The organism is Pseudofrancisella aestuarii, assembly GCF_003574475.2.
Classification (GTDB): domain Bacteria; phylum Pseudomonadota; class Gammaproteobacteria; order Francisellales; family Francisellaceae; genus Francisella; species Francisella aestuarii.
Genome location: NZ_QLIS02000002.1, coordinates 224,720 through 237,599, shown reverse-complemented (window position 1 = coordinate 237,599; position 12,880 = coordinate 224,720). Strand labels below are relative to the sequence as shown.

Here is a 12,880-nt window from a genome sequence, read left to right as displayed (position 1 = left end):
TCTTGAAAGGAATTAAAACAATGAAAATAGAACACATTGCTATTTGGGTTAAAAACTTAGAAACCATGAAAAACTTTTACTGCAAATATTTTAATGGAAAAGCAAATGATAAATATATTAATCATACTAAAGGTTTTTCATCTTATTTTATCTCTTTTCACTCCGGAGCTCGTCTTGAAATCATGCACTCAAACAAATTAAATAATTTAGAATTTGACAGTTTAAAAGAAAGATTTGGCTTTATTCATCTAGCAATATCTACAGGAAGTAAAAATAACGTAAATGAGCTAACACAACTTTTAGAAAAAGATGGTTACTCTATAATGAGCCACCCTAGAACTACTGGAGACGGATATTTTGAAAGCTGTGTATTAGATCCAGAAAATAATCAGATTGAGATTACTATTTAAACTATAAAATATTAAATCTATTCTTTAGATGACATTTTATTTTCAGATGAGTTTTTAGAAGACTCATTCATATTATTTTTTTGTTTCATATTTTTCATTACCACTACAGAAACTATGGCAACCACAGATACTGCTAAAACCACAAAAAATATCTGCATAAAAGAAAAAACTAATTCTTGCATAAATTACACCTTTTTTATTTCAGCTATTTTAGCTTTCCATTCTTTAGGACCTTGTTGATGGGCTGATACTCCTAAAGAATCAACAGCAACAGTTACTGGCATATCCTCAACCTCAAACTCATAAATTGCTTCCATACCAAGATCTTCAAAAGCAACCACTTTAGCTTTTTTGATAGACTTAGATATAAGATATGCAGCACCACCAACACCCATAAAGTATACTGCTTTATTTTTCTTAATAGAGTCGATAGTAGCCTGACCGCGCTCAGATTTACCAATCATTCCCATTATGCCAACATTCTCTAACATAAATGGTGTGAACTTATCCATACGAGTCGCAGTAGTCGGACCCGCTGGACCTACAACCTCACTACCCACAGGATCAACTGGACCAACATAATAAATAAACTTATTTTTCAGATCTACCGGGAATTTCTCACCCGCATCATACATATCTTTTAAGCGCTTATGGGCTGCGTCACGGCCTGTTAAAATCTTACCACTTAGAAGAATATTATCTCCTGATCTTAAAGCTTGAACTTCTTCTTTAGTTACCGTATCAAGATTTATTTTCTTAACATCATCATTTTGACCTTGTTCAATCACTGGCCAGTCTTCTAATTTAGGAGCAGGTAAATCTACAGCACCAGCTCCATCAAGTACAAAATGCACATGACGCGTAGCAGCACAGTTAGGAATAAGTGCCACAGGTTTACACGCCGCATGAGTTGGATATTCATTAATTTTCACATCAAGTACAGTTGTCAAACCGCCAAGCCCTTGTGCTCCAATACCTAGAGCATTTACTCGGTTATAAATATCTAAACGAAGTTGTTCTGTTTCATTTCGCGGGCCATTTTTTATAATATCTTGCATATTTATCTCTTCACCAAGAGACTCTTTTGCTAAAAGCATTGATTTTTCAGCCGTACCACCAATACCAATACCGATAATACCAGGAGGACACCAACCAGCGCCCATTTGTGGTAACATTTCTTCTACCCAATCAACTATACTATCGCTAGGGTTCAATACCTTAAATTTTGACTTAAACTCAGATCCACCACCTTTTGCAGCAATATCTATCTCAATTTTATCACCATGCACAAGGTCAATATGTACAATTGCCGGAGTATTGTCTTTAGTATTTTTTCTTGCCCCATGCGGAGGAAAAACCATAGATGCTCTTAAAGGATTATGCTCGTCTGCATACCCTCTTTTTACACCCTCATTCACAAGCTCTGTTATAGTCCTATCAGTTTTATCAAGCTTAGCATCCATCCCAACCTTAACAAAAGCGCAAACCATACCTGTATCTTGACAAATTGGCCTTTTACCAATAGCTGACATTCTTGAATTAATAAGAATTTGAGCCATAGCATCTTTCGCTGGTTTAGACTCTTCTCTTTGGTATGCCTCATACATTGCATCTACAAAATCTTTCGGATGATAATAAGAAATATACTGAAGCGCATCAGCAACACTATTTATTAAGTCTTCTGTCTTGATAACTGCCATTTAGTAGTCCCTTTATTTGAAAAAATTAAAATCTTACTAAATAAATATTATAGCAGCAATAAAACAATTTTTAAGCTAATAGATTCTCAATGCTTAAAACGAAATAAGATCATTATCAGGTTCAAATAATATTTATAATACCAACGTAAATAAAACTGCTTAAACAAAAAAATGCAAAAGCTATTATTATCGCATTTAAAACTCTATCTTTGCGGCTTTGTAACATCCCTTTTTTATAGCTAAATCTATAAAGTATTCTTGCCAATATCAAAGTTACCAATAAAGCTACTACTATAGCTATTAAACTTGCCAATATCATAATTTATCTAAACATCCACATAATCTACTCTACGATTAAACCATCTATCTATAAGTTTAGGAACAACTTCTGGATAATCTTGTTGAAGGATATCAGCAGCCTCTAAAATTGCTTCATAACTTTCATAATATTCATTTATATCAAATGTTCTAAAAGTTGATATTCCTGACTGCTCTTTACCTAAAATATCCCCAGCCCCACGAATCTGCAAGTCTTGTTCTGCTAAATAAAACCCATCTTGAGACTCTCTAATTAGCGATATCCGTTTTTTTCCTACCTCACTAATTTTATCTCCATATAAAAGCACACAATAACTTTCTTTTGAGCCCCTTCCAACTCTACCTCTCAATTGATGCAATTGAGATAGTCCAAGCCTCTCAGCATTATCTATAATCATAATAGTTGCATTAGGGACATCAACTCCAACTTCTATAACAGTTGTTGCCACTAAAATGCTATATTTACCTTCCTTAAAATTATCCATAACTTCAATTTTTTCTTTTGATTTCATTGAGCCATAAACAAGCCCTACCGCTTCAATCCCTAAATAAGAAGTTAACTCTTCATACAAACTCTTAACATCCTGTAATGAATCTAGACTTTCTGATTCTTCAACTAATGGACACACCCAATAAACTTGTTCTCCTTGAGATATAGCTTTTTTAAGCTTATCTATAAGAATCTGTTTTTTACTCCTATTCAAAATAGTCGTAACTATTTTTCTCCTTGAAGGTGGTAGTTCATCTAATATTGATAATTGTAAATTTCCATATAATGTCATCGCCAATGTTCTTGGAATTGGTGTCGCTGATATTATTAATTGATGCGGTGCAACCTTTTCTCCTGTTTTTGCTTTTTTTACTAACGCCAACCTTTGCTCAACTCCAAACCTATGTTGCTCATCAACTATAACTAGCCCAAGATTTTTATATATCACCCTATCTTGAAAGATTGCGTGCGTCCCCACAATTACACAAGCATCTGTCATAGCTATTTTTCTTAGATTTTCTTTTATTTGCTTAGCTGTTAGCTTACCTAACAAAGGTATAACCTCAATATCAAAATCAGCTAAATAACTACTCAAAAAAGCATAATGCTGTTCAGCCAATATTTCTGTTGGCGCCATTATCGCCGCTTGATATCCTGACTTAGCAGCAACATATAATGCCAAAGTTGCCACTATAGTCTTACCAGCACCAACATCTCCTTGTAGAAGCCTTATCATTGTTCTTGGCTCTTTTATATCTGAAAGAATTTCCTCCATCGCCTTCTGTTGAGCTTTAGTTAAAGCATAAGGTAGCTTAGAAAAAAATTTTTCTTGCAAGCTTTTACTAACTTCTAGTAATGGTGATATTGTTTCATTAAAATCTTTTCTTATATTTTCTTCAGCCAATTTATAAGCCAACATTTCCTCAAATTTAATAGAATACCTCGCCTTGGGCAATAAGCTCTTATCAAAAGCATTTGTTAAGACATGTATATAGCTTAAAGCCTCAGAAAAATTAATTAATGAATATTGCTCAACAAAATTATTTGGCAATAAATCAAAAACTTGGTTTTTAGAAACCATTTCAGAAATTATTTGTACAATCAATTTATTTGATATTTTAGTTAAGCCATAAATTGGAGATACTTTTTTTTCTAATGTACATTTACCATCTTTTATTATGGCCCACTCTGGATGAATCATTTGAACACCATTAGAAAAAGAAATTTTTCCATAGCATCTTACAGACTCTGCATTTTCTAACATTTTAATTTGATTAGGATAAAATTTAAAAAGAACAATTTGACAGTATCCCGTGCCATCATTAACAATGAAGCTTAAAAGTTTTTTACCAAACTTTTTAATATTTAAGTTAGTAATGCTACCTTCTATAAGAGCTTTTTGATCACTGGTAAGACTTTCTATGGCTGTAGCATTTGTAGTATCCTTATAGTCTTTTGGAAAAATAGTTAACAACTCATTCGGCTTATTTAAGCCATATTTATTAAATATCTTAAGAGTCTTTTCTCCAATCCCCGTAAAATCTAAGAAATCCACAATACAAATATAAACAAAATATACTAAAAAAATTTTAACATTTTAATATAAAAATTCATAAGTAAGTTAGTTACATAGTTTAATATGTGCTAAATTATAGCTTAAGAAAAATTATACTTTCAAAACTATGAAATTTTATAAAATCTCTATATCTGCTATATTTTGTGCTTTTCTACTAAGTGCTTGCGGACAATCAGGCCCACTATATTTACCTGACAAACCAAATATAAAAAGCAATAATTTTTCTAATACCAACCTATCTGATCCGACAATAAGTAGCTTAAATTATAATACTGGAAATGACACTTCCGATACAGGTTCGACAGATGTAACAGAGTATGAAATCTTAAAACCTAGTAAAAATAATTCCAACATCTCATCAAACTCTAACAATAACCAAAATATTAAAAATAGTTCTAACAACTCTAATAACACTTCTTCTAACTCTAACAATAACCAAAATATTAAAAATAGTTCTAACAACTCTAATAACACTTCTTCTAACTCTAACAATAACCAAAATATTAAAAATAGTTCTAACAACTCTAATAACACTTCTTCTAACTCTAACAATAACCAAAATATTAAAAATAGTTCTAACAACTCTAATAACACTTCTTCTAACTCTAACAATAACCAAAATATTAAAAATTCAGTTTCAGCTGAATATGACTCATTAGATCCAAGCAAACCAAGTCAAGCTGAATTACATACAACCTCAGAACTTATAGATACTGGCGATGACTTTCAATTCAATAGCAAAAATATTGATAGCTCTTCACAAGCTGGCGGCAACCCTATGGGTTAAAAAAATAGTAAAATCAGTTTACTTTTTATAATAAAAATAATAGAATTTTTGAGATATATATTTTATAAACTTCTATTTTTTGCCCAAAGGAGGGTACTATAATGTCTAAATTCTGTATAGTAACAGGTAAAAGACCTGTAACAGGAAACAATGTTTCTCACGCTCAAAATAAAACAAGAAGAAGATTTTTACCAAATCTTCATACTCACCGCTTCTGGGTTGAGAATGAGAATAGATATGTGAAGCTTAAAGTTAGCTCTAAAGGCATGAGAATAATTGATAAAAAAGGCATTGAAAGTGTACTTTCTGACTTAAGAGCAGCAGGACATTCAATCTAATTTAAAACCATACATTAGGAATTATAAAATGAGAGAAAAAATCAGATTAGTTTCTTCAGCTAAAACAGGTCATTTTTATACTACAACAAAAAATAAGAAAAATATGCCGAACAAAATGGAAATCAAAAAATTCGATCCAGTTGTTCGTCAACATGTTGTTTATAAAGAAGCTAAAATAAAATAATTATTTTAAAGGGATTTCTTTATGAGGCAAGCCTTTCACTTCAAAGGTGGCAATTATACAATTAGTGCCATAAATATAAACACTACTGAATTAAAGCAAGTAGAGTCTTTGCTTAATTCAAAAATAAGCCAATCGAAATCCTTTTTCCATAACACTCCTTTTGCTATTGATATAAGAGATATAGATACTTTACCAGAGACCACTATTAAACTTCTTGAAAAAATAATAAGTCTATTTAAGACAAGTGGAATGGTTCCAGTAGGATTTGTTACAAACAATCAAGATCTTAAAATAAAACTAGCTAAAGCTGGTCACAACATTTTAAAAAGCAATAAAACAAAGGATGATTTAATAACGCCAGAAAAAACCAAGGGTGGCGTAAAAATAATAACATCTCCAGTTCGTACCGGCCAATCTATTGAATCTAGAGATGGCGATATTGTTATAACTGCTAATGTAAATAATGGTGCGGAAATTATTGCAGATGGAAATATAGTTGTATATGGTAGAATAGGCGGAAGAGTTATTGCAGGAAGTTCCGGTGATAAAGATGCAAAAATAATATGCAAAGATTTGAAAGCAGAACTCGTATCCATAGCAGGTAAATATGTTACATTAAATAATGAGAGTATCCCTGTTGGAGATCAATATAAAGAAGGCTATGTTGTTTACTTAAAAGATGACAAAATCCATATCGAAGGTTTTTAATACAAAGAGGCTTTAAAATAAATGAGTGAAAAAAAACAAGGTAAAGTATTCGTTGTTACATCTGGCAAAGGTGGCGTAGGAAAGACAACTTCTAGTGCAGCGATTGCTTATGCGTTTGCAAAAAGAAATTTAAAAACTGTTGTAATAGACTTCGATGTTGGTCTAAGAAATTTAGACTTAATAATGGGCTGTGAAAGAAGAGTCGTTTACGACTTAGTTAATGTCGTAAAAGAAGAGGCAACAATTAATCAGGCAATAATAAAAGATAAGAGAATAGACAATCTTTTCATTATCCCTGCATCTCAAACAAGAGATAAAGATGCCTTAACTGAAGAAGGTGTTGATAGAGTTATTGCAGAATTAAAAGAAAATTTTGATATCGTCATATGCGACTCGCCAGCTGGTATAGAAAAAGGTTCTTTAATGGCTATGAGATGTGCTGATGCAGCAATAATCGTTACAAATCCAGAAGTGTCTTCTGTAAGAGATTCTGATAGGATATTGGGCATGCTTTCGAGCAAAACTCTAAAAGCTCAAAAAGAGGGAGAATTTAAAGAAGTTCACCTACTACTAAATAGATATGACGCTGCAAGAGCTAAAGCTGGAGCAATGCTAAAAGCTGAAGATGTTAGTGAAATATTATACACACCTATCGTAGGAATAATTCCAGAATCTAGAGATATATTAGAAGCATCTAATAGCGGTCACCCTATAACTCACTCTACAGAAAGCATTGCTGCAAAAGCATACTTTGATGCTGTAGATAGAATACTAGGAGAAGATATTCCAATGAGACACATGGAACAAAAAACAAGTTTCTTTAAAAAGCTAATAGGTAAGTCATGATAGCAAAAATTTTTGGCATAAACATAAGTAAAAACAAAAAACAAAGAAGTGCTTCTTTAGCTAAAGAAAGACTACAAATAATTGTTGCTCATCAGAGAAATGAGCTTGGACCTAAATCATCAAGAATTAGCAGTCACCTATTAGCTGAACTAAAAGATGAAATTATTGAAGTCGTAAAAAAATATATTGCTTTATCTGAAGAGAATATTAGAGATATTGATATCAAAGTTGAAGATAACAATAAAAACTCTACGATAGAAGTAAATATTCCTTTTAATTAATTTCTAAATGTCTGAAAACATAGAATTTAAAGACGTTTCATTTTATAGAGGTGAAAGATGCATATATGACAATGTATCATTCACTATTCAAAAAGGTAAGATAACTAGTATTCTAGGTCCGTCTGGTGCTGGCAAAACAACCTTACTCCAACTAATAGCTGGATTAATAAAACCAAAGAATGGTAGCATTAATTATAGAAATCATGCTTTAACTTACAAAACTAAAGAAAAAGAATTAAAAAATATAAGAAAACAAATGGGGTTTCTTTTTCAGTCTGGAGCACTATTTACTCATCTTAATATTTATGACAATATTGCCTTTCCTTTAAGAAAGAACACCTCTCTTGATGAAAATCTCATAAAGAATATAGTTCTAATGAAATTAGAGGCTGTTGGCTTATTAAATACAACTCAAATGATGCCAAATGAACTTTCAGGTGGGATGGCTAGAAGAGTAGCTCTAGCAAGATCAATAGCAATGGATCCTAAAATAATGTTATATGATGAGCCATTTACTGGACAAGATCCAGCTTCATTCAACACATTATTAAAGTTGATAAAAACTCTAAACCAAACTTTAAATATAACATCTATAATAGTGTCACACGATATAGATGAAGCTCTCGACATTTCAGACAATGTAATTATAGTAGCTAATAAAAAGATTTTAGCTTGTGATAGCGTTGAAAATATTAAAAATAGCAATGATATTGCAATACAATCATTTTTGAAGGGTGAGTACAAAGAAAGTAAACAACCAAATAATGAAACTTCTAGCTCTATAAAAAATAAATTACTGGAGATATAAATGATCTATCTTTTACAAAAAATCTACAGTGTTTTTTTTAGTGCTTTATATAATGTTAACTCCGCAATCATTCTATTCTTTCAAATAGTTTTTGGGAAAGTTCATTTAAGAGACACCATATTACAAATAAAAAAGATTGGAATTAATTCAAGCATTATAATCATAACTTCAGGAATTTTTATTGGTCTAGTTTTAAGTTTACAAGGCTACTATACCCTTTCAAAATTCGGTGCTCATTCATTATTAGGGGTAATGGTTGCACTTAGTGTATTAAGAGAACTAGGACCTGTCGTTACAGCAATGCTTTTTGCAGGAAGAGCATGTAGCTCAATAACATCAGAAATAGGGCTAATGAAAGCGACTGATCAAATAGATAGCTTAAAAGTTATGAATGTAAATCCAATAAGTTTTATCCTTTCTACTAGGTTTTGGGCATGTATAGTTAGTGTTCCTATACTTACACTTTTCTTCTGTTCAGTTTCAATTTTAGCTGGATATACTCTAAGTTCTAGTGTACTAGGAATTGGGTATGGAGAGTTCTGGAGCAATATTCAAGCATCAGTAAGTCTTAGCGATATAACAAATGGCATGATTAAAAGCATAGTTTTTTCTATAATAATTTCATGGATAGCCCTATATCAAGGCTACTATAGCATACCAAATTCAAATGGTATAGCTGCTGCAACTACTAGAACAGTCGTTTACTGCTGTATGAGCATACTTGGTACTGATCTTATTCTTACATCTATAATGTTTGGGGGAGTTTAAATAGTGAGAAATAAATACTTTGAAATATCTGTAGGACTATTCATAATAATTGGAGTAATATGCTTACTTTTCTTAACATTTAAAGTAAGTGGAACTAAAGTCTCCAGTTTCAATAATAATTCTTACTCTATAACTGCAGAATTCAAAAATGTTGGCTCATTAAGAACTAATGCTGCAGTCAAAATATCTGGGGTTGAAGTAGGCAAAGTAACAAATATATCCTTAGCTAAATCATATAATGGATTTATTGCTGATGTAACTATTTCAATAAATAATAAAGAAAAAATCCCTGCCAACTACTCAGCATCTATAGCTATGTCAGGAATCCTCGGCGATAATTATATAGCCTTGAGTCCTCCTAAAGAAGACATATTAGCTATAGCTGGTATTGAAGCAAGTGGAGATACTGATAAATACTTACATAATGGCAGTATCATACCACTAGAAAATACAGAATCTGCACTTGACTTAGGCTCTTTAATAAACACTTTTGTAGCCTCAAAGGATGAAGATAAAAAATAGCTCTTAAAAAAACTAAAAAACTATATTAAACTTCTTTTAATAAATTGTACCTTATAGGAGATAAACTGTGCTTCGTAAATTAAATACCTTAATATTTTTATTGTTAACTTTCTTTTATGCGTTTGCTGATGGATCGAATGCTGGTAATCCAGTAGATTTACTTAATAAAACAGTAGTTAGTACACAAGATGAGTTGATAGAAAATTCTGCAGAATACCAAAAGGACCCATATAAACTACTCGAACTCATTAAACAAAATATTGTTCCTATAGTAGCTGCTGATGTTGTTGCCCAAATTGTAGTAGGCAGTGATAAATGGAATAAAGCAACTCCAGAAGAGAAAAAAGAGTTTATTGATTTAACTACTGAGATGCTTACATTTACTTATGCTAAGAATGTGGCATATGCTGGAAAATATAAAGTTACTTTATATCCATTTACTAGTGATGAATGGAAAATTAAAGCAGTTGCCATTGTTAATGGAAAAATAACAAATACTAATAATGGACAAAGTTCAGAACTTGCAATAAAACTATTCAAAAAAGACAATCAATGGAAAATATATGATATTAATGTAGCTGGCGTTAGTATCCTAGAAACTTATAAGCCTCAATTCAAATCATACAAAAATGTTGCAGAAATGAATGAAGCTGTTAAAAAAACCATCCAGAAAATAAAAGAAAAATCATACCCTGAACTATTAAAAGATAAAACTGCTGAAGTATGATAAATATTATCAATAATGTATGGCATGTCGAAACAAATTTGACCTTAGATACAGTTTCTCTAATTAATAAGAAATATAAAAAAGCCCTACTCCAATTAAAAAAAGATTGGACTATTAATTTTGAAAAAAGTAAAGATATAGATTGTTCAGGCTTATCATTAATAATCGAATATATTAAATATGCAAAAAAACGTAATATAAAACTGAGATTAGAGAAATTAAATTCTAAAGCCTTATCATTAGCAGAGGTTCATGGAATTGATGATATCATTAAGGAATTTATAAATTAGAAGGAACTTTTATGACAAAGGAACAACTTAAATCAATAATTGAAGATGCTTTTACAAACTGCAAAGCAAATGTAGAAAGTGATGACAATGTACATTTTAATGCAACTATTATTGCTGATGAATTTAATGAAATTAAAAATAGAGTTAAAAGACAACAGCTAGTTTACTCAAAAATAAATCAACATATATTGTCTGGTGAAGTTCATGCTATTTCTATGAAAGTACTAGCAACAAATGAAGTATAAGAAAAATTTATTAGAATAATTATTAGTTATTAATTAGTAGGATCATTAATAATTCTTTCAGCATTCTCCAACTCTTTTGGAGTTTGATCCTGATTCTCTAGACCAGGTTTTTTACCTTCCAAATCATCTATACTGACAGCACTACTATCATTAGCATAAGCTTCACCAAACGCCTCATCAACTTTTGTAGCTTTATTTACACTATCAAGCTTACTCTTAAGCATATAAGTAGGTTCCTGCTTAGCTGCTGAAGGATTGCCACTAGATGCTGCCAACGTATCTAAAGACCCACTATCAAGTCCTAAGACCCCTAAAACAGCCGCATCTGTTTCCAATGCTGCATCATCTTTTTGTAATTCTTGTTTAAGTACTTTTGACATACCATAATCATAATTCTGAATATATGCATTTCTCATAGCAATATATGGATCAACAGAAACCTCTTGTAAGTTATCATATGCTGGCAAATAAGAAACTCCTTGGTTTGTATAGTATGCAGCTGTAGTACCATATGAAATAGCATATGCTGCAACACCAACACCTGGAATCAAGAAAGAGTACGTAAGTGGGTTAAATAAAGCATCTACACCAGTAGCAGCATCTTCAAGTACTCCTGGACCAAGTAAAGGCCATACTATATAAGGAGATTTATTGTTACTACCACCTTCATTATCATACCATCCCCACTTATGTAAGGTTACGGCAAAACTTTGATGATATCTCATTTCTTTTCCATACCAGTCATCAGCAACATCTATAAAACCAGCTAATCCTATTGTAGTATTAGTCAAGAATCTGATTGAATCATCACCTGCATAGCTAAATTCTCCTTGAAATAGATCATTAACTATCCTTGCAGGCTCTCTAAGATTATTAAAAAAGTTAAAAATTCCAGTTTGAAAAGAATCTGGAACAACAGCATCATAGCCTTTAGCCATAGGTCTTAAAACTGAATATGCCTTATCATTGAAATCATACATTGCTCTATTATAATTTTCGTATGGGTCTCTATTATCAGGCGTAGTTGAACACCCAACCAATGATAAACCGAAAAACCCTAAGATAAAAGCTGACTTTTTATTGACCTTCATTTATTTCCCTTTGAACGCTTAATTTAGACTTAATTTTTTGCATAACTCTGATATTATAGCAACAAAAGAATTATTTTCTAGATAAAATTTAAATGAACATAAATACTAAAGAGGTCGAAAAATTCTCTCAACTTTCACAAGAGTGGTGGAACTCAGAGGGCCCGCTAAAAACATTACACCAAGTAAATCCCTTAAGATTAGAGTTTATTGAGAAATTTTGTTCTTTAGTAAATAAAAAAGTACTAGATGTAGGTTGTGGTGGGGGAATACTAACGGAAGCTCTAGCTAAAAAAGATGCGAAAGTTTCTGGTCTTGATGCCTCATCTGAAGCCATAGAAATAGCTAAGAACCATTCTCAGTTGAATGATTTAAAAATTAACTATTACAATTATACTATAGAAGAATTTACAAAAACTCATAAGAATAATTCTTTTGATATTGTTACATGCATGGAGATGCTAGAGCATGTTCCCAATCCAGAAAGTATTATTATAGAAGCAGTAAAATTAGTAAAAAAAGATGGATATCTATTTGCATCAACTTTAAATAGAAATTTAAAATCCTATCTATTATCTATAATTACTGCCGAACATATATTAAAAATGGTTCCAAAAGGAACTCATGAATATAGCAAATTTATAAAACCTTATGAATTAACTAAAATAGCTGAAGCTAACAATCTTAGACCTGTGGAAATAATTGGAATACATTATAACCCATTGAAGAAAGACTTTTATCTTGGGAAAAATGTTGACGTAAACTACATAATCGCTTTTAAAAAAATCTAAGAA

Annotated in this window: 19 protein-coding genes; 14 read left to right on the top strand and 5 right to left on the bottom strand. The window is 31.4% G+C overall.

What is annotated here, in order from left to right:
• The first annotated feature begins 20 nt into the window (after positions 1–20).
• Positions 21–410, top strand: a complete 390-nt coding sequence (locus DNK87_RS05220) for a VOC family protein (RefSeq protein WP_119329842.1) — start codon at positions 21–23, stop codon at positions 408–410.
• 17 nt (positions 411–427) lie between these two features.
• On the opposite strand, the gene DNK87_RS05215 is transcribed toward DNK87_RS05220, so the two are convergent.
• From DNK87_RS05215 to recG, 4 genes are all read right to left on the bottom strand, one after another.
• On the bottom strand, positions 428–592 hold the full coding sequence (locus DNK87_RS05215; protein ID WP_154401826.1) for a hypothetical protein: 165 nt from the start codon (positions 590–592) through the stop codon (positions 428–430).
• 3 nt (positions 593–595) lie between these two features.
• Complete coding sequence (locus tag DNK87_RS05210; protein WP_119329841.1) at positions 596–2,110, bottom strand: fumarate hydratase; 1,515 nt, start codon at positions 2,108–2,110, stop codon at positions 596–598.
• A gap of 121 nt (positions 2,111–2,231) precedes the next feature.
• Positions 2,232–2,429, bottom strand: a complete 198-nt coding sequence (locus DNK87_RS05205) for a hypothetical protein (RefSeq protein WP_119329840.1) — start codon at positions 2,427–2,429, stop codon at positions 2,232–2,234.
• A gap of 7 nt (positions 2,430–2,436) precedes the next feature.
• Positions 2,437–4,473, bottom strand: a complete 2,037-nt coding sequence (recG, locus tag DNK87_RS05200) for an ATP-dependent DNA helicase RecG (RefSeq protein WP_119329839.1) — start codon at positions 4,471–4,473, stop codon at positions 2,437–2,439.
• 127 nt (positions 4,474–4,600) lie between these two features.
• Between recG and lptM the strand changes: the two genes are divergently transcribed.
• The 12 genes from lptM (at position 4,601) to DNK87_RS05140 (ending at position 10,998) form a co-directional block, all read left to right on the top strand.
• Complete coding sequence (gene lptM, locus DNK87_RS05195; RefSeq protein WP_159240224.1) at positions 4,601–5,281, top strand: LPS translocon maturation chaperone LptM; 681 nt, start codon at positions 4,601–4,603, stop codon at positions 5,279–5,281.
• A 101-nt stretch (positions 5,282–5,382) separates the two neighbouring features.
• A complete protein-coding gene (gene rpmB, locus DNK87_RS05190) occupies positions 5,383–5,619 on the top strand; it encodes a 50S ribosomal protein L28 (RefSeq protein WP_119329837.1) in 237 nt (78 codons plus the stop codon).
• A 28-nt stretch (positions 5,620–5,647) separates the two neighbouring features.
• Positions 5,648–5,803: a 50S ribosomal protein L33 gene (rpmG, locus tag DNK87_RS05185; RefSeq protein WP_071663144.1), complete on the top strand. Its 156-nt coding sequence runs from the start codon at positions 5,648–5,650 to the stop codon at positions 5,801–5,803.
• 21 nt (positions 5,804–5,824) lie between these two features.
• A complete protein-coding gene (gene minC, locus DNK87_RS05180; protein WP_119329836.1) occupies positions 5,825–6,511 on the top strand; it encodes a septum site-determining protein MinC in 687 nt (228 codons plus the stop codon).
• A 21-nt stretch (positions 6,512–6,532) separates the two neighbouring features.
• Positions 6,533–7,357, top strand: coding sequence for a septum site-determining protein MinD (gene minD, locus DNK87_RS05175; protein WP_119329835.1), 825 nt, complete (start codon positions 6,533–6,535; stop codon positions 7,355–7,357).
• The gene (minE, locus tag DNK87_RS05170) at positions 7,354–7,638 is read left to right on the top strand and encodes a cell division topological specificity factor MinE (protein ID WP_119329834.1); all 285 of its coding nucleotides are present in this window, start codon (positions 7,354–7,356) and stop codon (positions 7,636–7,638) included. Before minD ends, minE begins: the two co-directional genes overlap by 4 nt.
• A gap of 7 nt (positions 7,639–7,645) precedes the next feature.
• Positions 7,646–8,446 (top strand): ABC transporter ATP-binding protein, encoded by an 801-nt coding sequence (locus tag DNK87_RS05165; protein WP_119329833.1) that lies wholly within the window; start codon positions 7,646–7,648, stop codon positions 8,444–8,446.
• Positions 8,447–9,214 (top strand): MlaE family lipid ABC transporter permease subunit, encoded by a 768-nt coding sequence (locus DNK87_RS05160; RefSeq protein WP_162523384.1) that lies wholly within the window; start codon positions 8,447–8,449, stop codon positions 9,212–9,214. It begins immediately after the preceding gene.
• A gap of 3 nt (positions 9,215–9,217) precedes the next feature.
• Complete coding sequence (gene mlaD / locus DNK87_RS05155) at positions 9,218–9,736, top strand: outer membrane lipid asymmetry maintenance protein MlaD (RefSeq protein WP_119329832.1); 519 nt, start codon at positions 9,218–9,220, stop codon at positions 9,734–9,736.
• A 67-nt stretch (positions 9,737–9,803) separates the two neighbouring features.
• The gene (locus DNK87_RS05150) at positions 9,804–10,463 is read left to right on the top strand and encodes an MlaC/ttg2D family ABC transporter substrate-binding protein (protein WP_119329831.1); all 660 of its coding nucleotides are present in this window, start codon (positions 9,804–9,806) and stop codon (positions 10,461–10,463) included.
• Positions 10,460–10,753, top strand: coding sequence for an STAS domain-containing protein (locus tag DNK87_RS05145; RefSeq protein ID WP_119329830.1), 294 nt, complete (start codon positions 10,460–10,462; stop codon positions 10,751–10,753). The genes DNK87_RS05150 and DNK87_RS05145 overlap by 4 nt, the downstream gene beginning before the upstream one ends.
• A gap of 11 nt (positions 10,754–10,764) precedes the next feature.
• Complete coding sequence (locus DNK87_RS05140) at positions 10,765–10,998, top strand: BolA/IbaG family iron-sulfur metabolism protein (RefSeq protein ID WP_119329829.1); 234 nt, start codon at positions 10,765–10,767, stop codon at positions 10,996–10,998.
• Positions 10,999–11,027: 29 nt separating this feature from the next.
• On the opposite strand, the gene DNK87_RS05135 is transcribed toward DNK87_RS05140, so the two are convergent.
• A complete protein-coding gene (locus DNK87_RS05135; protein WP_119329828.1) occupies positions 11,028–12,089 on the bottom strand; it encodes an MlaA family lipoprotein in 1,062 nt (353 codons plus the stop codon).
• A 92-nt stretch (positions 12,090–12,181) separates the two neighbouring features.
• Between DNK87_RS05135 and ubiG the strand changes: the two genes are divergently transcribed.
• A complete protein-coding gene (gene ubiG / locus DNK87_RS05130; protein ID WP_119329827.1) occupies positions 12,182–12,877 on the top strand; it encodes a bifunctional 2-polyprenyl-6-hydroxyphenol methylase/3-demethylubiquinol 3-O-methyltransferase UbiG in 696 nt (231 codons plus the stop codon).
• The last annotated feature ends 3 nt before the right edge of the window (positions 12,878–12,880 follow it).